At 67.0% G+C, this 22,015-nt stretch carries 26 protein-coding genes; 16 read left to right on the forward strand and 10 right to left on the reverse strand.

The features are described from left to right. Nucleotides 1-182: 182 nt before the first annotated feature. Nucleotides 183-935 carry a M23 family metallopeptidase gene (locus ACT3SZ_RS09000; RefSeq protein ID WP_444618204.1) on the reverse strand — a complete coding sequence of 251 codons (753 nt, stop codon included), beginning with the start codon at nt 933-935 and terminating at the stop codon, nt 183-185. Nucleotides 936-1,268: 333 nt separating this feature from the next. Between ACT3SZ_RS09000 and ACT3SZ_RS09005 the strand changes: the two genes are divergently transcribed. The 5 genes from ACT3SZ_RS09005 to ACT3SZ_RS09025 all read left to right on the forward strand — a co-directional run bounded on the left by ACT3SZ_RS09005 (nt 1,269) and on the right by ACT3SZ_RS09025 (nt 6,447). Further along, nucleotides 1,269-2,987: a cell division protein PerM gene (locus ACT3SZ_RS09005; protein ID WP_444618205.1), complete on the forward strand. Its 1,719-nt coding sequence runs from the start codon at nt 1,269-1,271 to the stop codon at nt 2,985-2,987. A gap of 11 nt (nt 2,988-2,998) precedes the next feature. Beyond that, the gene (gene purN / locus ACT3SZ_RS09010; RefSeq protein WP_444618206.1) at nt 2,999-3,661 is read left to right on the forward strand and encodes a phosphoribosylglycinamide formyltransferase; all 663 of its coding nucleotides are present in this window, start codon (nt 2,999-3,001) and stop codon (nt 3,659-3,661) included. Then, nucleotides 3,654-5,261 (forward strand): bifunctional phosphoribosylaminoimidazolecarboxamide formyltransferase/IMP cyclohydrolase, encoded by a 1,608-nt coding sequence (gene purH, locus ACT3SZ_RS09015; RefSeq protein ID WP_444618207.1) that lies wholly within the window; start codon nt 3,654-3,656, stop codon nt 5,259-5,261. The genes purN and purH overlap by 8 nt, the downstream gene beginning before the upstream one ends. A 67-nt stretch (nt 5,262-5,328) precedes the next feature. Then, nucleotides 5,329-5,898 carry a dihydrofolate reductase family protein gene (locus ACT3SZ_RS09020; protein WP_444618208.1) on the forward strand — a complete coding sequence of 190 codons (570 nt, stop codon included), beginning with the start codon at nt 5,329-5,331 and terminating at the stop codon, nt 5,896-5,898. Between the two features lie 33 nt (nt 5,899-5,931). Further along, on the forward strand, nt 5,932-6,447 hold the full coding sequence (locus ACT3SZ_RS09025; RefSeq protein WP_444618209.1) for a DUF3995 domain-containing protein: 516 nt from the start codon (nt 5,932-5,934) through the stop codon (nt 6,445-6,447). Here the strand turns inward: ACT3SZ_RS09025 and ACT3SZ_RS09030 are convergent. Then, nucleotides 6,413-7,864 (reverse strand): phytoene desaturase family protein, encoded by a 1,452-nt coding sequence (locus ACT3SZ_RS09030; protein WP_444618210.1) that lies wholly within the window; start codon nt 7,862-7,864, stop codon nt 6,413-6,415. The genes ACT3SZ_RS09025 and ACT3SZ_RS09030 overlap by 35 nt on opposite strands. A 112-nt stretch (nt 7,865-7,976) precedes the next feature. Here ACT3SZ_RS09030 and ACT3SZ_RS09035 point away from each other — a divergent pair, with 112 nt between their 5' ends. Beyond that, the gene (locus ACT3SZ_RS09035) at nt 7,977-9,173 is read left to right on the forward strand and encodes an acetyl-CoA C-acetyltransferase (RefSeq protein ID WP_444618211.1); all 1,197 of its coding nucleotides are present in this window, start codon (nt 7,977-7,979) and stop codon (nt 9,171-9,173) included. 7 nt (nt 9,174-9,180) lie between these two features. Here the strand turns inward: ACT3SZ_RS09035 and ACT3SZ_RS09040 are convergent, their stop codons facing one another. The 6 genes from ACT3SZ_RS09040 to rpmB form a co-directional block, all read right to left on the reverse strand. Continuing rightward, nucleotides 9,181-10,152, reverse strand: coding sequence for an AEC family transporter (locus ACT3SZ_RS09040; RefSeq protein WP_444618212.1), 972 nt, complete (start codon nt 10,150-10,152; stop codon nt 9,181-9,183). 81 nt (nt 10,153-10,233) lie between these two features. Beyond that, nucleotides 10,234-10,908: an RDD family protein gene (locus ACT3SZ_RS09045; RefSeq protein ID WP_444618213.1), complete on the reverse strand. Its 675-nt coding sequence runs from the start codon at nt 10,906-10,908 to the stop codon at nt 10,234-10,236. A gap of 149 nt (nt 10,909-11,057) precedes the next feature. Continuing rightward, nucleotides 11,058-11,306, reverse strand: coding sequence for a 30S ribosomal protein S18 (gene rpsR / locus ACT3SZ_RS09050; RefSeq protein WP_038546820.1), 249 nt, complete (start codon nt 11,304-11,306; stop codon nt 11,058-11,060). Nucleotides 11,307-11,320: 14 nt separating this feature from the next. Then, nucleotides 11,321-11,626, reverse strand: a complete 306-nt coding sequence (gene rpsN, locus ACT3SZ_RS09055; RefSeq protein ID WP_038546823.1) for a 30S ribosomal protein S14 — start codon at nt 11,624-11,626, stop codon at nt 11,321-11,323. A gap of 3 nt (nt 11,627-11,629) precedes the next feature. Then, nucleotides 11,630-11,794, reverse strand: coding sequence for a 50S ribosomal protein L33 (gene rpmG, locus ACT3SZ_RS09060; RefSeq protein WP_010187624.1), 165 nt, complete (start codon nt 11,792-11,794; stop codon nt 11,630-11,632). Next, nucleotides 11,794-12,030 carry a 50S ribosomal protein L28 gene (rpmB, locus tag ACT3SZ_RS09065; protein ID WP_301441961.1) on the reverse strand — a complete coding sequence of 79 codons (237 nt, stop codon included), beginning with the start codon at nt 12,028-12,030 and terminating at the stop codon, nt 11,794-11,796. The genes rpmG and rpmB overlap by 1 nt, the downstream gene beginning before the upstream one ends. Nucleotides 12,031-12,437: 407 nt before the next feature. On the opposite strand from rpmB, the gene ACT3SZ_RS09070 reads away from it, so the two are divergent. The 6 genes from ACT3SZ_RS09070 (at nt 12,438) to ACT3SZ_RS09095 (ending at nt 16,336) form a co-directional block, all read left to right on the forward strand. Next, nucleotides 12,438-12,713, forward strand: a complete 276-nt coding sequence (locus ACT3SZ_RS09070; protein WP_038546832.1) for a type B 50S ribosomal protein L31 — start codon at nt 12,438-12,440, stop codon at nt 12,711-12,713. Between the two features lie 3 nt (nt 12,714-12,716). Further along, nucleotides 12,717-12,884 (forward strand): 50S ribosomal protein L32, encoded by a 168-nt coding sequence (gene rpmF / locus ACT3SZ_RS09075; protein WP_444618214.1) that lies wholly within the window; start codon nt 12,717-12,719, stop codon nt 12,882-12,884. A 237-nt stretch (nt 12,885-13,121) separates the two neighbouring features. Then, nucleotides 13,122-13,817, forward strand: a complete 696-nt coding sequence (locus ACT3SZ_RS09080; RefSeq protein ID WP_444618215.1) for a response regulator transcription factor — start codon at nt 13,122-13,124, stop codon at nt 13,815-13,817. Nucleotides 13,818-13,995: 178 nt separating this feature from the next. Then, a complete protein-coding gene (locus tag ACT3SZ_RS09085; RefSeq protein ID WP_444618216.1) occupies nt 13,996-15,381 on the forward strand; it encodes a trypsin-like peptidase domain-containing protein in 1,386 nt (461 codons plus the stop codon). 134 nt (nt 15,382-15,515) lie between these two features. Then, on the forward strand, nt 15,516-16,181 hold the full coding sequence (locus ACT3SZ_RS09090; RefSeq protein WP_444618217.1) for a MogA/MoaB family molybdenum cofactor biosynthesis protein: 666 nt from the start codon (nt 15,516-15,518) through the stop codon (nt 16,179-16,181). Continuing rightward, on the forward strand, nt 16,178-16,336 hold the full coding sequence (locus ACT3SZ_RS09095; RefSeq protein WP_444618218.1) for a hypothetical protein: 159 nt from the start codon (nt 16,178-16,180) through the stop codon (nt 16,334-16,336). Before ACT3SZ_RS09090 ends, ACT3SZ_RS09095 begins: the two co-directional genes overlap by 4 nt. Nucleotides 16,337-16,343: 7 nt before the next feature. On the opposite strand, the gene mscL is transcribed toward ACT3SZ_RS09095, so the two are convergent. Both mscL and ACT3SZ_RS09105 read right to left on the reverse strand, forming a co-directional pair. Then, nucleotides 16,344-16,850 (reverse strand): large conductance mechanosensitive channel protein MscL, encoded by a 507-nt coding sequence (gene mscL, locus ACT3SZ_RS09100; RefSeq protein WP_444618219.1) that lies wholly within the window; start codon nt 16,848-16,850, stop codon nt 16,344-16,346. A 43-nt stretch (nt 16,851-16,893) separates the two neighbouring features. Further along, entirely contained in the window at nt 16,894-17,556 is a 663-nt protein-coding gene (locus ACT3SZ_RS09105; protein ID WP_444618220.1) for a 5-formyltetrahydrofolate cyclo-ligase, read from the reverse strand. 116 nt (nt 17,557-17,672) lie between these two features. On the opposite strand from ACT3SZ_RS09105, the gene ACT3SZ_RS09110 reads away from it, so the two are divergent. From ACT3SZ_RS09110 to sepX, 4 genes are all read left to right on the forward strand, one after another. Then, entirely contained in the window at nt 17,673-18,632 is a 960-nt protein-coding gene (locus tag ACT3SZ_RS09110; RefSeq protein ID WP_444618221.1) for a UTP--glucose-1-phosphate uridylyltransferase, read from the forward strand. A 144-nt stretch (nt 18,633-18,776) separates the two neighbouring features. Continuing rightward, nucleotides 18,777-20,027, forward strand: coding sequence for a molybdotransferase-like divisome protein Glp (gene glp / locus ACT3SZ_RS09115; protein WP_444618222.1), 1,251 nt, complete (start codon nt 18,777-18,779; stop codon nt 20,025-20,027). 8 nt (nt 20,028-20,035) lie between these two features. After that, the gene (locus ACT3SZ_RS09120) at nt 20,036-20,647 is read left to right on the forward strand and encodes a GNAT family N-acetyltransferase (RefSeq protein WP_444618223.1); all 612 of its coding nucleotides are present in this window, start codon (nt 20,036-20,038) and stop codon (nt 20,645-20,647) included. Nucleotides 20,648-20,777: 130 nt separating this feature from the next. Beyond that, nucleotides 20,778-21,998: a divisome protein SepX/GlpR gene (gene sepX / locus ACT3SZ_RS09125; protein WP_444618224.1), complete on the forward strand. Its 1,221-nt coding sequence runs from the start codon at nt 20,778-20,780 to the stop codon at nt 21,996-21,998. Nucleotides 21,999-22,015: the final 17 nt, after the last annotated feature.

Genomic DNA, 22,015 nt, shown 5'->3' on the forward strand with positions numbered 1-22,015 from the left:
GCTACGCCGCTGTCATCTGAGTCATGCCCCAGGGCAGGAAATGCCCGTTTTCGGCCCTGGGGCATGACTCAGGTGACATAAGGGGGACAGCGCACGGACAAGCGCACGGGAAAACCCGCTGCCGGACCGGAGAGGGTGGTCCTGCAGCGGGTTTTTAGTGTCCCTGGGGAGCGTGCGGGGTACTAGACCTCGACGCCGCGCTCACGCAGCCACGGCACGGGGTCCACGGCGTTGCCCTCGGTGGGGTAGACCTCGAAGTGCACGTGCGGGCCGGTGGAGAAGCCCTCGCTGCCGATGCCGGCGATCTTCTGGCCGGCCTGGACCTGCTGGCCGACGGTGACGTCGATGGTGGACATGTGGCCGTAGACGGTGATGGTGCCGTCCTCGTGCTTCACACGGACCCAGTTGCCGAAGCCGGAGGCCGGGCCGGCGTCGATCACGGTGCCGGCCATGGCGGCGACGATCGGGGTGCCGATGCCGTTGGCGATGTCGATGCCCTTGTGCATGGTGCCCCAGCGCATAGCGAAGGGGGAGGTGTAGCTGCCCTCGGCGGGCTTGACGACCTCGGGTGCGCGGGAGAGGAGATCCTCGGCGGCGCGCTCGGCGTCGAACTCCAGGGCGCTGGAGAGCTGGGCGGAGAGGTTCTCGATCTGAGTGTTCTGCGGCAGTGCCAGGATCTGGGCTGCGGCGGTCTCGACGTCGGCTCCGGCGGAGCTTGAGCCGGCACCCTGGGCGAGGAGTTCAGTGTTGGCGGCCAGCGAGATGTCGCTGTTGCTCTGACCATCCTGATCAGCGGACTGGTGCACGGTGGCGGCGCCTGCTCCGGTGGCTCCTGCTGCGGCGACGCCGGTGGCGGCGATTGCAACGAACGCCATGCGGCGCTTAGCAGCGGTGTCCAGCTTGCGGTGGGCTCCGCCTCGCCGTGCGTCAGTCATCAGTCTGTGTACCTCTCCGTAGTCTTGCAGTCGTGCAGCCTCAGGGCTTTACGGCTTCATAGCCTTGCCGTCATCTGATCGGTCCCAAATCGTGACCGGATCGTTATCAACGAGTCGCAACTCTATCGGCATGCACGGTATCGGGCAAGCCACTTCGCCAAAAAGGTCACGAATCTATATCGGTGGGTTGGTGGCAAGAGGGGGGTTGATCGGGGTGTGATTTGATAACAGGCAGGTCACGGCCACCGTGTGACGGGTGTGACGGGGGTAGGGGTGATGTAACGCTCGCAGGTGGGCGTGCCTTCCCAGGGGAGGGCGGCCACCTTGTGCACAATGGGACGGGTGAGTAGTGAATCCCAGCGACCGACGTCGAGACGACAAGGGCCCCGTCGTGGCACACGACGTGGTCCGGACGCTCGACGCCGCGGTACGGCCCGTGGCGCGAGCAGCACGGGGACGGGGGCGGAGCGCTTCGTCGCGGGCGAGAACGGACGCGTCGCGTCGCGCTCGACCGGCGCCTCGCAGCGTCCTGCCACCGAACCCCCGGGGGAGGACGCCGCACGCCCGGCGCCGTCCGGCGCGGAGGGCACCTCCGGCGGCCGCTTGGCGCGGTGGTGGGCCCTGTGGGGCCCGCACATCCGCCGCTTCGCCCCGACGGTGCTGGTGAGCCATGCGGTGACCCTTGCCGTCGCCATCGCCCTCGCCGTGGTGATCGGGGTGGGGGAGACCTTCACCGCCGTGCCGGCGATGGTGGGCTCCTTCTGGATGGTCGCCAACCTGGCCCCAGTGGGCTTCACCGGCGCGCAGCTTGGCATCGTGCCATTGCTGCCCGCGGCGCTGATTGTGTACGTGCACTCCCGACGGATCCGGGCGACCTGCGGGACGCAGATCACGGTGCGCAATATTCGGGTCTTCGCCACCATGGCGGTGGTCGTCCCGATGCTGCTGACCTGCCTGGCGTGGTTGGTGTTGTGGGACGCCTCCCACGTCTTCGACATCTCGCCGCCGAATATCTTCATCGCCTTGCTGTCGACGGGCCTGCTCAACGGCTTCATCTTCGTCCTGGGGCTGGGGCCGAAGATCTGGCGGGCGCTGCTGCTGCGTCGTGGTCTGCCGACGTGGCCGGTGGAGTCGGTGCGTCTGGCGGGGAGTTTCGTGCGGTGGCTCCTGATCGCCGGGCTCATCGCCACGCTGGTCCAGCTCGTGTTCAACCTGTCGATGGTCTCGGACGCGTACTCGATCGCGCCGGACGCCTGGGGCAAGATCGGCCTGACGGTGCTCTCCATCCTCTACCTCCCCAACCTGGTGGTCGGCGGGGCAGCGGTGCTCACCGGCAGCGAGATGCACGTAGGGGACGCCTCGGCGTCGTTGTTCGCGGTGACGAACGCGAACCTGCCGCCGTTGCCCGTCCTGGCCGCCGTCCCACACTCCGACCTGCCCCTCGGGGAGGCGTTGCTGGTCGTTCCCGCGGTGATCGCGCTGGTGATCGTCTACCGCTTCTTCACGGTCCGCACCTTCGTGGAGTCCCCGGTGTTCACGGCGGTGGGTGCTGGTGTCTGTGCCGGCATCCTGGGTCTGCTGGTGAGTTTGGCGGCCGGTGGCACGTTGGGTGTCTACGGTTCGGCCGGGCCATTGCTCTGGTTGACGCCGCTGGTCTTCGCCTGCTGGCTCCTGGTCCCGGCACTCCTGGTGTTGGGCTGGGTGTCACGAAAGGGCGCGCGGGTCACGGAGACGGCCGACGAGGCTGACGTTGAGGACGCGGAGGACGCCTACGAGGCGGACGAGGACGCCGAAGATGCAGAGGACGCGGAGGACGCTGACGAGGCTGACGAAGACGCGGAGGACGCCGAAGACGCTGAGGCTGAAGAAGATGCTGAGGCCGAGTTCGAGCCTGAGCAGGACGAAGACTCCGAGGACGTCGCTGCCGCCGAGTCGGAGCCCAAAGAAGAGCCCGAAGAAGACGCTGAAGAGTCCCCGGATGAGACCTCTACTGAGACCTCTACAGAGGACTCCGGGGACACCGAGGTCGAGGAAGACGGCAGGACACAGTAAGCTGGCCGATCGTGAGTGAGTCAGCTTCCCCAGCAGTGGTCCCCCGCACGGTGCAACGCGCGGGGGACGTCCTGCGCGTCGTGGTCCTGGCTTCCGGGACTGGGACGTTGTTGCAGTCGATGCTCGATGATCTCGGCGCAGGCGTCGAGGTCGTGGCTGTGGGGGTCGACCGGCCGTGTGCCGCCGAGGAACGGGCCGCGCAGGCCGGGGTCAGTTCTTTCCGCGTGGACTACAACCCGGAGCGGGTCAGCGGTTATGACCGTGCGGGGTGGAATGAACGCCTGGCGGCGGAGATCGCCGCCTATGCGCCGGACGTCGTTGTCAGCGCAGGGTTCATGCGGATCCTCGGTGCGCCGGTGGTCGACCGGTTCCGGGGGCGGATCATCAACACGCATCCGGCGCTGCTGCCGTCCTTCCCCGGTGCTCATGCCGTGGAGGACGCCCTGGCTTACGGTGTCACACTCACCGGATCGACCGTCCACGTCGTCGACGACGGGGTGGACACCGGTCCGATCATCGCCCAGCGGGCGGTGCCGGTACTCCGGGATGATTCAGTGGAGTTGCTCCACGAGCGGATCAAGACCGTCGAACGGGCGCTGATCGTCGACGTGCTCCACCAGACCGCGCGAAGCGGTTACACCATCGAAGGACGAAAGGTCTGGATCAATGACTGAAACCACGACTGAAACCACGGCTGAAACCACACGACCCATCCGCCGCGCGCTGATCAGCGTCTACGACAAGACGGGGCTGGAGGACCTTGCCACGGGTCTGCACCGGGCGGGAGTGGAGATCGTGTCCACCGGCTCCACCGCGTCGAAGATCGCGGACGCCGGTGTGCCGGTCGTCCGGGTCGAGGAGCTCACCGGGTTCCCGGAGTGTCTCGAGGGCAGGGTCAAGACGCTGCACCCGCGCGTGCACGCCGGCATCCTCGCCGACACCCGCAAGGACGATCACTTGGCGCAGCTCAAGGATCTGGGTGTGGAGCCCTTCGACCTGGTGGTGGTGAACCTGTACCCGTTCACCGACACGGTGGCCTCGGGCGCGGACTTCGATGCGTGCGTGGAGCAGATCGATATCGGTGGGCCGTCGATGGTGCGTGCCGCGGCGAAGAACCACCCGTCCGTGGCCGTGGTCGTTGATCCGGCCGCCTACGGTGACGTGCTGACGGCCGTGGAGGCCGGCGGGTTCACCCGCCCGGCCCGGACCCGCCTGGCGACCGAGGCCTTCCGCCACACCGCGTCCTACGACGTCGCCGTGGCGTCCTGGATGACGGCACAAGCAGAACAGGACGAGCATGACGCCCGCTTCCCGGAGTGGATCGGCCAGGTCAACGAGCGTGTGCACTCGCTGCGTTACGGCGAGAACCCGCACCAGGCCGCCGCGGTGTACACCGCCCCGGGCCAGGAGGGCGGGCTCGCCAACGCCGAGCAGTTCCACGGCAAGGCCATGAGCTACAACAACTACACCGACGCCGACGCCGCCTGGCGTTCCGCCTGGGATCACGAGCGTCCCTGTGTGGCGATCATCAAGCACGCCAACCCCTGTGGCATCGCCGTGGCCGACGACGTGGCCACCGCGCACCGCTCCGCGCACGCCTGCGACCCGGTTTCGGCCTACGGCGGAGTCATCGCAGTGAACCGTCCGGTCTCCGTCGAGATGGCGGAGCAGGTCGCCGGCATCTTCACCGAGGTCATCGTGGCCCCCGGCTACGAGGACGGTGCCGTGGAGGTGCTGAGCCGCAAGAAGAACATCCGCATCCTGCAGACCACCCCGCCGGAGCGCGAGGGTGCCGTGGAGCACCGGGAGATCTCCGGTGGTGTGCTGGTGCAGGAGCGCGACCTCGTCGACGCCCCCGGCGACGACACGGCGAACTGGACGCTGGCCGCCGGCGATGCCGCCGACGCCGCTACCCTCGCCGAGCTGGAGTTCGCCTGGCGCGCGGTGCGTGCGGTGAAGTCCAATGCGATCCTGCTGGCCAAGGACGGTGCGACCGTGGGTGTGGGCATGGGCCAGGTCAACCGCGTGGACTCGGCGAAGATTGCCGTGGACCGGGCGAATACGCTGGCGGACGACGAGCGTCGTTCCGAGGGTTCCGTCGCCGCGTCCGACGCGTTCTTCCCCTTCGCCGACGGTTTCGAGACCCTGGCCGAGGCCGGGGTGCGCGCCGTGGTCCAGCCCGGTGGTTCGGTGCGTGACCAGGAGGTCATCGACGCCGCGGTCGCCGCCGGTGTGACGATGTACCTCACCGGGGAGCGCCACTTCGCTCACTGAGTGAGAGCCGGGCGGTACTGGCGCTGCGCGGCTACGATGAGGGGTCCATCCTCGAGAGGACCCCGCCATGAGTCGCAGGACCACCGCCCACCTCTTCCATTCCCTCGACGGTGTCGTCGAGGACCCCCACCTCTGGCAGTTCGACGCCTTCGGCCCGGAGGAGGGGGCGGCCATGGACGGCCTGCTCGCCCCGGTCACCGACGCGGTGATCGGGGCGGCGCTATGGCGGCAGTGGTCGGAGTATTGGCCCGCCGAGGCTTCAGGGGAGGATTCAGACGGCTTCGGTGCCTGGGTGAACCCGGTGCGCAAGCACGTCGTGTCCGCCACACTAGGTGCCGAGTATCCGCAGGGGTTGCCGTGGAATAGCACGCTGATCACCGGGAACCCCGTCGACTACGTCCGCAACCTGCAGAAGTCCGACGGGGGCGGCATCGTCGTGCTCGGCGGGATCACCACGGTGCGCACGTTGTTCCTCGCCGGCGTTATCGACGAACTCACGCTTACCACCCACCCGGTCATCGCAGGGTCGGGTCGCCGACTCTTCGAGGACGAGGTGCCCACAACGCGCCTGCGACTCGTGAACGCCTCGGCAACATCCGTGGGCAACGCCGTGCTGACGTACGGACTCCGGACCTAGGAAAACCGCCGAGACCGCTGTAGTTTCGGGGCTATGACCCTGGAGAAATCTTCGGCGGATGGTGCTCAGGGGGCTTTTGTCATCGCTGCTGTCGTGGGCACCGTTCACGGACTCTTCAGCATCTACTGGGGCTTCGGGGGGACGTGGCTGGTCAACACGCTCGGCCATGACCTTGTGGAGTTATGGCAACGCTATGCGGTGCTGCTCGTCCCAGTGGGGGTGGTGAAGGTCCTCGCCGCCCTTCTTCCTCTGGTTCTGGTGAAGGGGAGTGCGGATCCGGTGCCCCGGTGGCACCGGGGCCTGAGGTACATCAGTTGGGCTGGTGCTGTGCTGCTGATCTTCTGGGGCGGTGTGAACACCGTGACCGGGAACCTCGTGCTGGGTGGTGTCGTGGTTCCCGATGGAGGATACGACCGTGTCGGCATGATTGGGCACGCCTGGTTGTGGGATCCACTTTTCCTGCTCTGGGGTGTCGCGTTGGGCGTCGGCCTTTGGTTGAGCAGGAGGGGCACCGTCACAGGACGGAGAGCGCCCGCCGCGCGGCATTGACGCCACACATGAAGTGCACCCCGCCGCCGGGAGCGGTGGATGAGGAGCACAGATAGACCCCCTCCACCCCGGTGGAGTAGGGGTCCGGACTCAGCCGGGGACGGGCGATCAACTGCACGAGGTCATTGGCCCCGCCGGAGATGTCCCCGCCGAGGTTATTGGCGTTGTGCTCCTGTACCGCCGTCGGGGGAGAGGCGACCCAGTCCACGATCGTGTCGCGAAAACCCGGGGCGGCCCGCTCGATCTGGGCGGTGACCAGATCGAAGGTCTCCTGCGCGCTGCCGTCCCACCCGGCGGGCACGTGGGCGTAGGCCCATAGCGGGTTCAGCCGGCGCCCACCGGCGACACTGCTGCGCGAGGGGTCGGCGAGGTACTGCTGGCCGACGAGGGTGAACGGTTTTGCGGGGAGTCGTCCGGCCCAGCAGTCCTTCTCGGCGGTAGCGATCTCTTCAGCCGTGCCGCCAAGGTGGACGGTGCCGGCGCGGTGGGCGTCCGGCGACAGCCACGGCACGTCGCCGTCGAGGATATAGTCGATCTTGGCGACGGCAGGGCCGCGGCGAAACCGCGACCATGCCCGCGCGGTACGGGCGGGCAGTCGCTCGCCGAGGATGCCCGCGGCGGTCTCGACCGAGGTGTCGAGCAGGACGATGTCGGCGTCCTGCGCCTGCGCCAGGTCGGTCACACGGGTGTCGGTGACCACAGTTCCGCCGAGTTCCTCGAGTTCGGCGACCAGGGCGTTGGCGATGGCCTGCGAGCCACCCACGGCGACGGGCCAGCCGTGCCGGTGCCCGGCGACGGTGAGCAGCGTGCCGGCCGCGGAGGACGCCAGGTAATGCAGCGGGGTGAACGCGTGAGCGGCAACGCCGGCGAACAGGGCGCGCGCCTCGTCCGAACGCCATCGCCGCCAGGACCAGGACGCCGGCAGCGCCGCGCCGGCCCCGAAGGCGGCCAGCAGCAGCGGGTGGCGGGGTAGGTGCAGCAGCGGTCCGAGGAACTCCTCGGCGACGATGTCCGCCCGCGACGCGAGCGGACCGAAGGACGCCTGCCAGAGCCGTCCGTCCTGCCCCGGCAGCCCGTCGCCGGTGGCCTGCGGTGAGGTGTGCAGCGTGGCGGAGCGTCCGGCGGACAGGACGTGGACCATGTCCACCGGGGCGGAGGCGAAGCGCAACCCGTGGTGTTCCAGGGCAGGCCCGACCGAGGGGTCACGCAGGAACGGGCTGGCCTGGGCCAGGGGGTGGGCCGCCGAGCATAAGTCGTGGACCACTCCGGTGTGCATCAGTTCGGCGCTGCGCACCCCGCCGCCCACGGTGGGTTCGGCCTCGAGCACGGTGACGTCCAACCCGGCCCGGGCCAGGACGACCGCGCCGGCCAGACCATTGGGGCCGGAACCGACGACGGTGGCGGTGGATGCAGACATGCCACCGACCCTAACTCGCACGCGCCCAATATGGCCCGAACCACACCCCGCCCACCCGTGGGGGACCATAATGGGATGCACGCAACGCTTTTCGTGAAAGGAACATGACACCATGACCAACCCCACCGCGTCCCCCGAGGACGTCGTTATCGTCGGAGCCGCCCGCACCGCCCAGGGCAAGATGCTCGGTGCACTGGCCTCCAAGTCCGCCGTCGAGCTCGGCGCGGCAGCCATCACCGGTGCCCTGGAGAGGGCGGGTGTGGCGGCGGAAACCGTCGACTACGTCTACATGGGCCAGGTCGTCCAGGCCGCCGCCGGCCAGAACCCGGCGAAGCAGTCCGCCGTCACTGCGGGCCTGCCGATGTCCACTCCGGCGGTCACCGTGAACAAGGTGTGCCTGTCGGGCCTGGACTCGGTGATCAACGGTGCGCGCATGCTCAAGGTCGGTGACGCCCAGGTTGTGGTCGCCGGAGGCCAGGAGTCGATGACCAACGCCCCGCACCTGGCCGCCGGTGTGCGCGCCGGAGCGAAGTTCGGGTCGCTGGCGCTGCAGGACTCCCTGGAGCGCGACGGTCTGGCCGACCCGGTGCACGGCACCGCGATGGGCGTGGAGACCGAGGCCGGCAATACCGACCGTGGCATTACCCGCGAGGCGCAGGACGAGGTCGCCGCCCTGTCGAATCAGCGCGCCGAGGCCGCCATCGCCGATGGCACCTTCGCCGAGGAGATCGTGCCGGTGGAGGTCCGCAAGCGTCGCGAGACCGTCGTCGTCGACACCGACGAGGGCGTGCGCCCGGGCACCACGCAGGAGGGGCTGGCCGCGTTGCGTCCGGCCTTCGCGAAGGACGGGACGATCACCGCCGCCTCGGCGTCGCAGATCTCCGACGGCGCGTCGGCCGTGGTGCTGACCACGCGTGCCTACGCCGAGCAGAACGGGTTGGACGTTCTGGCCACCTTGGGTGCCGTCGGCGAGACCGCAGGCCCGGATACGTACCTGCACTCCCAGCCGGCGCAGGCTGTCTCCGCCGCACTCGGCAAGCAGGGCTGGTCGACGTCCGACCTGGACTTCCTGGAGGTCAATGAGGCCTTCGCCTCGGTGGTGGTGCAGTCGATCAAGGATCTGGACTACCCGCTGGAGAAGACGAATATCCACGGCGGCGGCATCTCGCTGGGCCACCCGATCGGTGCCTCGGGCGCGCGCCTGGTGGTGACCGCCGCCTACGAGCTCAACCGTCGTGGCGGAGGACGCGCCGCGGTGTCGCTGTGCGGTGGCGGCGGTCAGGGCGACGCGCTGCTGCTCTGGCGCTAGGGGACACTCACCCCAGCAGTAGGGTGATCACCGCGATGGAGGGGATCGACAGCAGCGTGCTGACCACCGCGGTATCGCGGGCCAGCACGGTATTCACCCCGAAGCGCTGCGAATAGGTGAAGACGTTCTGCGCCGTCGGCAGTGCCGCGACCACCACGAACACCAGCAGGGCGGCACCTGAGGCGTCGAAGAGCAGACGGGCCGCGGCATAGGCGATCAGGGGATGCACGACCGTCTTGGTCAGCGCGGCCAGCCACACGCTGCGCCGTGGACTGGTCTCCCGGTCGAGGACGGAAACCTCCGCCATCGACAGCCCGAAGGCGACGAGAGCGGCCGGCACCGTGCCCGCGGCGAGCAGGGCGACGGGTTCGGCGAGCATCTCCGGCAGCGTCCAGCCGGTGTTCGTATACAGCAGGGACAGGACGATACCCACGGTGGCGGCGACGATCAGGGGGTTGCGGACCACGCCGAGGACGAGCTCGCGAACCAGGGGACCGATGCTGCTGCTGGCACCGGCGGCGTCCCGACGGGCCTTGCGGGTGGTGACGTCGAGCAGGAGAACGGTGGCCGGGCCATACAGGGCGACCTGGAAGATGATCACCGGCAGCGAGGCGGTCGGGTCGTCGAGGACGTGGGTGGTGATCGGCACGCCAAGGTTGGAGCCATTGCAGTAGGAGCAGGCGAGCATCGTGATCAGGCTGTCGGAGGTGGGCCGACGGGCCAGGAAGCGGTAGCCCAGGAAGCCGACGAGGCCGGCGAGAAGCGTACTGACTACAACGACGGCGAGGTTCTCGCCGAAGACGGTGGCGAGGTCGGCCTCACGCAGGAAGTTGATCAGCAGGGCAGGGGTGGCGAGGTAGAACACGAACATGTTCAGCGCGTACACCGCATTCGGCCCGAGCAGTCTGCGACGGCCCACCAGGTAGCCCAGCGCGATGATGATCACCACCACCATGAACCCGCTCAGAACGTTAAGCATGTGCACTATTAGATCAGGCCGGTCACCGCCCCCGATGATGCGGGGGAGGTGACCGGCCTGCTGCTGTCCGGACGGCTGGTGTCAGCGGTTGTAGACCACGTAGGACTTCGCCCACTTGTCACAGATGTGCTGACGGTGCGGATCGCGGGCGATGAGCACACCGAGCGCGGCGTAGATCGCGATGGATGCGAAATTACCGATGAAGGGGACCCACCCCAGGACGATGCTCGCGACGTACCAGCTGTTGCGGATGAAGGAGTCCTTCGCAGACAGGAGGCGGCCGTCGGCGTCGACAACCTTGACTCCCACGGCCATCTTGCCGAGGGTGCGGCCCGTGGTGGTCTCCATGCCGACACGGTAGGCGAACCACAGGACCACGGAGATCAGCGAGTACAGGTAGAAGTTGCCCAGGTCGAGTACCGGCTCGGGCCCGATCTCCCCGGCATCCAGCCAGGCCGAGTAGTCGTCCATCCACGACATGAAGCCCGGGGCGATGAATATCGCCGCCAGAATAACGGCCACGATGAAGAAAAGCAGTATGTCAAGCACGAAAGCACCCAGCCGACGACCCGCCCCCGGGTAAGCGTTATTGGGGACGAGGCTATTCGGGTCGTAAGCCTGCTGTCCGTAGCCGAAGTCCTGGATCGGGTACTGGGAATTGGCTCCCTGGCCGGTGTAGTCCCCGTAGGACGGCATTCCGCCGGTGTGCTCGTTGCGTCCTTCGGGGGAGTTGTTCGGGTCGTAGGGGTTCGTCATGGGACCTTTCACGGTGCGTGTATGGACGTCTCAGGGTAACACCCCGTGGACGGGTACGACTGAACCCCGCCTGCGGCACAGGGCCGGGACGGGGTTCAGAAGGTCTTAGTTAAACGCGCGCTGCTGCTACGTCGGAGTCCGAGGCAGGATCAGCGGCTGTGGAACGGCAGGAGAGCCATTTCACGGGCGTTCTTGATCGCGGTGGCGACCTCGCGCTGCTGGCGGGGGGTCAGACCGGTGACGCGACGGCCACGGATCTTGCCGCGGTCGGAGATGAACTTACGCAGCAGGGCGTAGTCCTTGTAGTCGACGGTCTCGATGCCCTCGGCCTTGAGCGGGTTCTTCTTCGGGCGGCGGGACTGCTCGAGCCGCGCCTTCTTGTGGTTGGTGCGCTTCATGCGTGTGCTCCCTTTTACCAGCTGGACTTGCGAACGCCGGGCAGCTCACCGCGGTGAGCCATCTCGCGGACGCGGACACGGGACAGACCGAACTTGCGGAGGTAACCACGGGGACGGCCGTCGGCAGCGTCGCGGTTACGGATTCGCACGGGGGCGGCGTCGCGCGGCTGACGGTTCAGCTCGAACTGAGCCTCGGCACGCTGGTCGTCGGTGGAGTTCGGGTTCTTGATGATCGCCTTGAGCTCGGCACGGCGCTCAGCGAAACGAGCGACGATTTCCTTACGCTGCTCGTTCTTCGCGATCTTGGACTTCTTAGCCATAGATTAACGCTCCTCGCGGAACTCGACGTGCTTCCGGACGATCGGATCAAACTTCTTGAGCGTGATCCGGTCCGGGTTGTTCCGCTTGTTCTTGCGGGTCACGTAGGTGTAACCGGTGCCCGCGGTGGACTTCAGCTTGATGATGGGGCGGATATCATTACGTGCCATCAGATCTTCTCCCCACGTGCGCGGATCTTGGCGACGACGGCTTCAATGCCGTTCTTGTCGATGGTCTTCAGGCCCTTGGTGGAGACGTTCAGCGTGATGGAACGACCCTCGGAGGGCAGGTAGAACGAACGGCGCTGGATATTCGGGTTCCAGCGACGGTTCGTGCGGCGGTGCGAGTGCGAGACGGTTTTGCCGAAACTCGGCTTCCGACCCGTGACCTGGCAATGTGCCGACATGGGTATCTTTCTCCTTCCGCCCGCGTAAGCGGTCCCTCGTGCCGCGCCAACAGTGGGGGACACCACTGCGAAAACCCACATCTAGACGGGATGTGGGGCCGGGGCACTGTCTGGGGCCGATCGCGCGTGCGATGACGTTTACTAAGACAACAGCGTTTGACGACACTACCGCATACCGGCGTACCGGCATAATCGTCGTGAGGGTGAGGTGGTGCCCGGAAGGCGATTTTCCTAGATTGGTGTGCAGGGGATAAGATGGCAGATCGTGTTGCGCCCTGCATGTCGTTATGTCTGCACGGACGCGCCCACACTCCAAACCCGACCCAGGCACGACCTGCCGTGCCGGCCGCCGAACCCGGCGTCCGGGGCGAGGGACCGACCTGGCGCACAACCCTGAGGGATTGAGAATGAAGAACGATATCCACCCCGACTACCACCCGGTGGTCTTCAAGGACGCCAGCACTGGTCACCAGTTCCTGACGCGTTCCACCGCCACCTCTGACCGCTCCGTGGAGTGGGAAGACGGCAACGAGTACCCGCTGATCGTCGTTGACGTCACCAGCGAGTCCCACCCCTTCTGGACGGGTGCACAGCGTGTCATGGACACCGCCGGTCGCGTCGAGAAGTTCCAGCGTCGCTACGGCAACCGTGTTCGCCGTACCAAGAAGAACGAGGAGGGCTAAGAAATGGCAGTTCCGAAGCGCCGTCTTTCCCGCGCCAACACCCACCACCGTCGCTCCAACTGGAAGGCCGACAACGTCGCCCTCCAGACCGAGAAGATCGACGGCCGTGAGGTCCAGATCCCTCGTCGCCTGATGAAGGCCGCGAAGCTGGGTCTGGTCGATCTCGACTAGTTCGCGACCCGTTCGCGTACCGCCTGGACGCCCCTGCCGACTTTTGTCGGCGGGGGTGTTCTTGCGTCCTGTGCTCTCGACGGGCCGCGGTGGGCTGTTGGCCGGCCTGCCGCCAACCCGGCGTTCGCCCTGCTCACTGAGTATGCTACTTCGAGTCCGTTGACGGTTCCCTGGCAGTTGACTGTGGTTTCGGCATAGCGGTGTCGTTTACGCGTGGTCCTGGTGCAGAATGGCGGGATGAAGATTCTTGTTGTCGACGACGATCAGACGGTAAGGGACTCTCTACGTCGCTCTCTCACGTTCAACGGCTACGACGTAGCCTCGGCGGGAGACGGCGATGATGCCCTCCATCAGATTCGTCAAGAATCACCAGACCTGGTGATCCTCGACGTCGAGCTCGAGGGGGTCGACGGTCTCACAGTGTGCCGCGATCTCCGAAGTGCTGGAAACGACGTCCTTATACTCATGCTCTCCGAAAGTACCGATGTCTCCGACCGTGTGACGGGCCTCGATGCCGGGGCGGACGACTTCATGTCGAAGCCCTACGCCCTCGAGGAAGTGCTCGCCCGGGTGCGTTCCCTGCATCGCCGCTCGGTGCGTACCGCCGTCGCGAAAAGCGTCGAGGTTAAGCCCCTCGCCTTTGAGGACCTTTCACTGAACCCGGAGACCCGCGAGGTCAGCCGTGGTGACCGGAAGATCAGCCTCACCCGTACCGAGTTCGCCCTGCTGCAGCTGTTGATGCGCAATCAGCGCAAGGTGCTCAGCCGGACGAAGATCCTCGAGGAGGTCTGGGGCTACGACTTCCCGACCTCAGGCAATGCCCTGGAGGTGTACATCGGCTATCTGCGTCGTAAGACGGAGGAAGGCGGGGAGTCCCGGGTCATCCACACCGTGCGCGGGGTGGGCTACGTACTGCGCGACGACGCGCCGTAGACTCCGTCGCTGGCAGAACGCTGAGTGCGCGCCCCACGCTTGCCGTGTGCGGCGCGCACACGTTCCGATCACTCTGTCAGGCGGCGTGGACGGGACGTCAATCTGCGTCAGCCATAATCAATTAGGTCAGAACATAGGTTGAGTCAGCCGACGGGACACGCCGGCGAAGGAGAGTCAGATGTCCGGGGACGATCGGAACGGCAGCGACTACAACGGCGCAGGCGGCTTTGGCAGCGCAGGCGGATCGCACGAGGCAGGCAGTGATGCCTGGGGGAGGACCTCACCGGACTACCGGCAGGGTTCGCCTGACGGTCAGTCGGGCGGCTTCTCTGATCCCGGCGCACAGCAGCGCCACTGGGAGGCACTGTCTAGCCAGTACCCCAGTAACGAAGGGATGCCGGGCTACCCGGTGGCTGGGCCCGAACTTCCTCCGAGCGGTGCCGCGGCGGCGACGAAGGATTCTCCGCGCCGGTTCTCCACCCCCGTGGTGGCGGCCTTGGTGCTCGCCGTCGGTGTCGCTTCCGCGGCCGTCACGGCCGGCATCGTCCAGAATGGCGACAATGGCTCGGGCGTCACCACCTCCCTGAACAGTTCAGGAAGTGGCGACAGGGAGAATACTTCGGTCTCCGACCCCGATCCGGGCACAGTGGAGGATGTCGCCTCGAATGTGCTCCCTAGCGTCGTGTCGATTCAGGTCACCACTCAGCAGGGCGGTGCCGAAGGCTCCGGTTCGATCATCAGCTCCGATGGACTCATCCTCACCAACAATCACGTGGTCTCCGGTTCCGAGAACGGTGAAATGACGGTCACCACTAATGACGGTCGGCAGTTGCAGGCCGATGTCGTTGCCACCGATCCCCAGACCGACCTCGCCGTTGTCAAGGCCACTGGTGCCGATGACCTGCAACCCATCGCGATCGGCGACTCTGATTCCCTCCAGGTCGGCGAGACCGTGGTCGCCGTAGGCTCACCGCTGGGCCTGTCCTCGACGGTGACCACCGGTATCGTCTCGGCGATGAACCGTCCCGTGCAGGCCGGTGGTGAGGACGGCGGCGAGGCGTCGCTGATCGACGCCATTCAAACCGACGCTGCCATCAACCCGGGCAACTCCGGTGGTGCTCTGGTCAACCTCCAGGGCGAGCTGGTCGGCATCCCCTCGGTGATCGCCACCCTCGGCGGCGAGATGGGCGGGGAGTCCGGGTCGATCGGCCTGGGCTTCGCCATCCCGTCCAGCCAGGCGGAGGACACCGCCCAGCAACTCATCGACAACGGTACGGCCACCCACCCGGTCATCGGCGCGACGGTCAACACCGGCACCGAGACGGCGGCCAATGGCGCAGAGATCGTCAACGTTGTCCCCGGCGGGCCCGCGGCGGACGCGGGAGTCCGCGATGGCGACATCGTGACGAAGGTGGACGATCGGATCGTGGACAGTGGCGTCAGCCTCATCGCCGCCATCCGGTCCCACAATGTCGGTGACGAGGTCACGCTGACCGTCACCGACGGCAATGGTGGCAATGAGCGCGAGATCAGTGTGACGCTGTCGGCGTCCGAGGACGACTAGTCGACTAGTCGCTTCGTCACCGAGGTTCGCGATCATTCCACCCCCTGACCTATACAGCGGGCCCTTCGCCGGATACCGTTGACGGGACCACACACACCGCGATGGGCTGAGAAGTACCTGAGGAGTTCACCACCATGTCCCAAGAACCCTATGTCGACACCGACGAGACCGAGGACTCGGCCGGTGTGATTACCGTGCCGGGGATCGAGGACTTTGCCCGTGTGGAACAGGAGTCCATCGAGCGTCTCGATGCGGAGATCACCGAGCCGGGGGACGAAGTTTTCCGCTCTTTGGACATCCAGGAGAACGGCCGGGAGTCGAACAATCCGCGCCATTCCCTGCTGCACGCCCTCGTCGTGATCGTCACCGATCACCCGGACGATGCCGACCAGTCCGGTGAACTCGTCGCGGAACTCCTCGCCGAGGAGGACTACATGGTGGACGCGGTGCTCACCGTCGACTCCGCAAAGTCGGCCGTGCGCCAGGCGCTGGAGACCGCCGTTGTCGGCGGTGCAGACCTGGTCATCACCGTCGGCGGCACGGGTGTCAGCCCCCGGGACAAGGCACCCGAGGCCACCAAGGCCGTGCTGGACAAGCGCATTCCGGGCCTCACCCAGGCGCTGCGCTCGACCGCTCTGGCCTGCAATGCCGTTGACGGTGGGCTGTCCCGCGGTGTGGCCGGGGTGTCCGGCTCCACCGTGGTGGTGAACCTCGCCGCCTCGCGCGGCGCGATCCGCGACGGGATGGCCACGCTGTGTCCGCTCGTGCGCCACGTCATCGCGGACCTCAGCAGGGCATGAGACCGCGCCGCAAGACCGGCGTGTTGGGGCAGGAGCACGCACCGGACCGTGACCTCGATATCGCTCAGGTCCGGCCGGACGCACCGCGTCCGCCGTCCGAGGACGGGGGATTCGGGGAGGACTTCTGGGAGGGGCAGCGCCCACCCCATTGGTGAGCGGGGGTTAGCGCGCCGAGTGCCGTCCACCGGTATCGGTGGACTCAGCGGCGGCGGTACCAGCGGCACCAGTGTTGTCGGGGATCTCGCCGGCGATGCCGTTGGATGCCGAGGTGATACCGCTCTGGTTCGCGAGCAGGTCACGGATCTCCACGAGCAGGTCGACCTCGGAGGCCACGGTCTCCTCGGGGTCGATGCCCTTGCGCCGTGCGTTGAGCTCGTTGAGCTTGTTCATCGGGGCGACAAGGATGAAGTAGACCACGCCGGCGATGATCAGGAAGTTGATCACCGCGGTGATGATCGAGCCCAGGTCGATCTGGGTGCTCTCCATGCCCGAACGCAGCTGGAACTTCAGCCCGTCGACCTCTGTGCCACCGAAGCAGTTGATCAACGGCTGGATCAGGGAATCCGAGATGGCCGTGACAATGGCGGTGAATGCCGCGCCGATGATCACGGCGATGGCGAGTTCCATCACGTTTCCGCGGGTGATGAAGTCTTTGAAACCCTTGAGCATGGTGCTCTCCTTGTGCTGGTTGAACCGGATGATGAGGGTCGGTCTACCGGTGGTCCCGGATGGTCGTGGAAATCGCGAAGCTGCCCGCGTCGGTCACGACGCACCCGACCTGGATGTCCAGCGGGGTGCGGGGGACGTCGACCCCGAACTCTGCGTGGTCCACGACACCTGCAATTCTGCCAGGTTTGGGACCGCCGGAGAAGATGGCGAGCGTGCGATCGTAGAATCCGCCGCCCTGCCCCAGGCGGGTGCCGTCACGGTCGATCGCGAGGGCGGGGAGAACCAGGGTGTCTAACCTGGTTGCCAACTCCACGGTGGATATCGGTGCCGGAACCTCCGGTGTTTCCTCAGGTTCTGTGATCCCGAACGCACCGGTGCGCGTGGAGTGTCCACCCAGGTAGGGAAGCCAGGTCAGGGGCCGGGCGGGGCCTGCGACCACCGGCAGCCAGACCTCGTGGCCGGCATCACGCAGGACGTCCGGAAGTGTTGCCCCGCCGGGTTCGCCCGGCAGCCCGGCGAAGGCGGCTACCGCCGCGGGGTAGGACGCACCGGCGGCGTCCTGCAGTAGCGCCACCAGGTTCGCCGCGATGGCGGCGTCCCGGCGTCGCCGTTCGGTCTCGGAGACCGCGGCGCGGGCGTCGCGGACGCGGGCGCGCAGTGAGCGTTTGGCGGCCACCGTCGTGTCTGTCGCGGCATCATCTCCCATAGGGCCTGATGGTAATACCTCCGGGGGTGGTTGCTGCGACATCGGTGTGCCCGTTTTTCGGGTCTGGGTGTGTTCTCGCCAGGCCAAGTGGGGGTAACGCCTGTAGGATTCGTGTCATGGCAACTACCAACTCAACCGCTCCCTCCGGCTCTCCAGACGTCGTCGCAGACGGCGTTCCCACCGGTGGGATCAGAACTGTCGTGGTTCCTGCCGCAGGCCTGGGCACCCGTTTCCTGCCTGCCACCAAGACAGTTCCCAAAGAACTCCTCCCCGTCGTCGATACACCTGGAATTGAACTCATCGCCAAGGAGGCCTCCGAGGCCGGCGCGTCCCGTCTTGCGGTGGTCACCTCACCCCGCAAGCAGGGGATCATGGCTTTCTTCGATCGCGACGAGCTCCTGGAGGACACCCTCGAGTCCCGCGGCAAGACCGACCAGCTCAACAAGGTCCGTGCCGTCAACGAGATGATCACCGCGGTGTCGGTGAATCAGGACCGCCCGCTGGGGCTCGGCCACGCCATTGGCTGTGCCGAGGGCGCCCTCGACGATGATGAGGACGCCTTCGCCGTCCTGCTCCCGGATGACCTTGTGCTCCCGTTCGGTGTGATGAACGAGATGATCGAGGTGCGCAAGCGTCTCGGCGGCACCGTGCTGTGTGGTTTCGAGGTGCCGGAGGAAGAAGTGTCGAACTACGGCGTCTTCGAGGTCGCAGAACCGGATGAGGCAGACGGGGATCTCGGCGACCAGGTTCGCCGGGTCACCGGCATGGTCGAGAAGCCGGACGCGGCGGATGCTCCGTCCAATATCGTGGCTACCGGCCGTTACCTGCTCGACCGCTCGATCTTCGATGCGCTGCGCCGCACCGAGCCGGGCAAGGGCGGGGAGATTCAGGTGACCGATGCGATCGCGAAGCTCATCGAGGAAGGCCACCCGGTCCACGTCTACGTGCACCGCGGTAGCCGTCACGACCTGGGCAACCCGGGCGGTTTCATTCGCGCCTGCGTGGACTTCGCGCTGAACGACCCGTCCTACGGTCCGTCGCTGGAGAAGTGGCTGGAGCAGCGACTCGATAAGTGACCCTGGCAGGACTTCTCGACGGTGGTGCCCGACATGGGCGCCACCTTCTGCTGTTGTGGGGTGTTGAGGCGGTAGAGTCTGCACGAGTAGAACCTGCACGTCCACCCCGACTTCCCCTACCGAGACACCGTGAGGACGGCCCACGTGAGAACTGTTGAGGAGCAGCTGGCGACGGTCAGCGCCGCGGCAGTAACACCGGAACCGGTGCGCACCGCGATTTCAGAGGCACTGGGTCTGCGGTGCGCCGAACAGGTCGAGGCGGAAGTCTCCGTCCCCGGCTTCGACCAGGCCGCCGTGGACGGCTACGCGGTGCGTTCCGTGGACGTCCGCCACGCTGGCAGCGTGGATCCGGACGTGCCGTCCGCCCGACTGCCCGTGGTGGGCGACGTTGGTGCGGGCTCGCACCGCCCGGTACGCCTGCAGCCGCGCCAGGCGGTGCGGGTGCAGGCCGGCGCGCCGATCCCCACGCTCGCCGATGCCGTGGTGCCGCTGGACTGGGCGGAGGATGACGGTCGTCGCACCGAGGCCCTGCGCCCGGTCGCTGCCGGCCAGTTCATCCACCGCGCGGGCTCGGACGTGCAGCCCGGCGATGTGGTTGTGGAGCAGGGTTCGGTGATCGGCGCGGCCCAGGTGGGCCTGCTGGCCGCCGTCGGACGCTCCAAGGTGCTGGTCTACCCGCGCCCGCGGATGGCTGTGCTGTCCTTCGGCCCGGAGTTGGTCGACATCGACCGTGAGCCGGGGCTGGGCCAGGTGCACGACGTGAACTCCTATGCACTGGCCTCGGCCGGACGCGAGGCCGGGGCGGACGTGAACCGGCTCGGCATCGTCGGCGGCGAGGACCGTCGGCTGCGCGACATCATCGAGGGCCAGCTGATCCGTTCGGAGATCCTGGTGATCTCCGGGGGAGTGGGCGGTGCGTCCAGTGACCGGTTGCGCGAGATCCTCTCGGGCATGGGTGAGTTGGACGTCTCCCGCGTGGCGATGCACCCGGGTTCGGTGCAGGGCTTCGGCATCCTCGGTGCCGACCGGGTGCCGACCTTCCTGCTGCCGTCCAACCCGAGTGCCGCGCTGGTGGCGTTCGAGGTAATGGTGCGTCCGCTGGTGCAGATCCTGCGTGGTCAACGTCAGTCGATGCGCCGGGTGGTCAAGGCGCGCACCATCGCCGGGCTGGAGTCCGCCCCGCACCGCCGTGGTTTCATTCGCGCCCAGCTGATGCGCGACCGCGAGACCCGCGAGTTCCTTGTCGATCCATTGGGCGCTACGGCTGGCGGCGAGCCCACGCACCTGCTCGGCAGCCACGGCCAATCGAACTGCCTGATTGTGGTGCCCGGTGACCGCACGCGGGTCGAGCCCGGCGAAGTCGTCGACGTGATGTTCCTGACGAACAGGGTGTGAGGACACCCGTGTTCCTTAGCAGCCGGTCCGTCCGGCACCCAGGCTGGCCCGCCACGACGCCCACGCTGCCCAGTGCGCTGGGGCAGGTGCGTCTGCGACCGCTATCTAGGCGCGATGGGCGACACTGGTCGGAGTTCCGCAATGCCGACGAGCACCTCTTGCGTCCGGTCGAGCCCACGGTTCCTGGCCCCTGGTGGGAGTCCCACACCCGGGCGGTGTGGCGGCGTAACTATGCCGGCCTGTCGGCGCTGGCTGCGGAGGGGCACCTGCTGCCCTTCGCCATTGAGGTCGACGGGGAGTTCGCCGGGCAGCTCACGCTGGGAAATGTGCAGCACGGTGTGGTCTGTAGTTGCTGGATCGGCTACTGGGTGTACTCAGGATTCAGCGGGTCCGGGGTGGCGACGGCGGCGGTGCGGCTCGGCGTGGAGCATGCGATGACGCAGGTGGGCATGCACCGGGTGGAGGCCACAGTGCTGGAGTCGAATGTGTCCTCGCGCCGCGTTCTGGAGAAGGTGGGGTTCCGGCAGGAGGGGGTGCTGCAACGAAATCTGCACATCAACGGGCAGTGGCAGGACCACCTGCTCGTGGGCTTGACGGCGGAGGAACGGCGTGGGCTGTAACTGGCCCAATAACTAGCACGGCGCGCCTGCGTCCGTGTGGCGGCGGTGGCACGTATCGTCGGGGCAGTATTTCGTCCCCGCTTGTAGACCCTCTTGTAGACCCTGTCGTCGGTGAAAGGAAAGGCCGCTAGTGTTCGGCTCCCTCAGCTCTCTGATCCTGATCGCGGTCGTCTGGCTTCTTCTGCTTGCGCCCCTGTTTTTGCGTAACCAGTCCCCGGTGCGCCGTACGTCCACGGCGTTGTCGGAGACCCGCGTGCTGCATGAGGGTGGTTCGGAGATCTCCAGGCCGCGCAAGCGTCCGCTGCCTGCGGAGTCGCTGTACCACGCCGATGTCGACGAGGACATCGAGCTGGTCGAGGCGGAGCCGGAGCGGGTGATCATCGACGACACCGGACGTGACGTGCCGGGGATCATCGAGGGCGAGGTCGTCGGTTACCGTCCGCTCGATGAGGAGGACACCGGCGAGTTCGCCCCGGTCGCGCCGGACGACGAGGCGCCGGACGCCATCGCCGAGGACGACGACGCCTACAGCGTCGAGGTGGTCGCCGAAGATACCGAGGACTCCGAGTTTTCCGAGGACGCAGACTTCGACGAAGATGCTGAGGTCGCCGAGGTTGTCGAGGCGGAGGCCGAGGCCATCGAGCCGGTCGAAACCGTCGAGGCCCTCGATGAGGAGCCCGCCGAGCAGCCCGCCGAGCGCTTCTCCACCATCCCCGCGGCGTACCTGCGCGGCGGTGACATCGACGTGTCCGTGGGCACCGATGAGCACCCGGCAGATGACGCCGGTGAACCCGAGGACGCCGGGGACGCCGACTTCCTCGACGACACCTACGGTGACGGTGAGCTGACGGCCGAAGAGCTCGACTACGCGGCGGCCCGTCGTGGCCGTGGGTTCTATGACCCGGAGACATCGCAGCGCCTGGTGGAGGCTCGGCAGACTCGCCGTAAGCGTGTGCTGTGCGGGCTGGCGGCACTGTGCGTGGTGTCGGTCGTGGCCGCGGTTGTGCTCGGCGGCGCGGTGTGGGCGGCCGTGGTCGCCACGGTGGCTATGTCGGGTGTGTACCTGTACTACCTGCGCCGTCAGGTGGTCGAGGAGGCGAAGCTGCGTCGTCGCCGCATCGCCCGGATGCGTCGTGCGCGCCTCGGTGTGCGCAATACCGACGACCGTGAGCTCGGCGTTCCTGACCGACTGCTGCGCCCCGGTGCGGTGGTGCTGGAGAGCGACGACGCCGATCCGGAGTTCGCCGACCTCGACTACAGCGACTACACCGAGTACGACGACGGCTACGACGGCTATGACGAGTACGACGACTACTACGACGAGCGGGGCCCTCACATCCGTGCGGTGTAGCGCCGCCGGGGGAGTTA

Origin of the sequence: Corynebacterium sp. AOP40-9SA-29, from assembly GCF_052377405.1 — a bacterium.
Taxonomy (GTDB): domain Bacteria; phylum Actinomycetota; class Actinomycetes; order Mycobacteriales; family Mycobacteriaceae; genus Corynebacterium.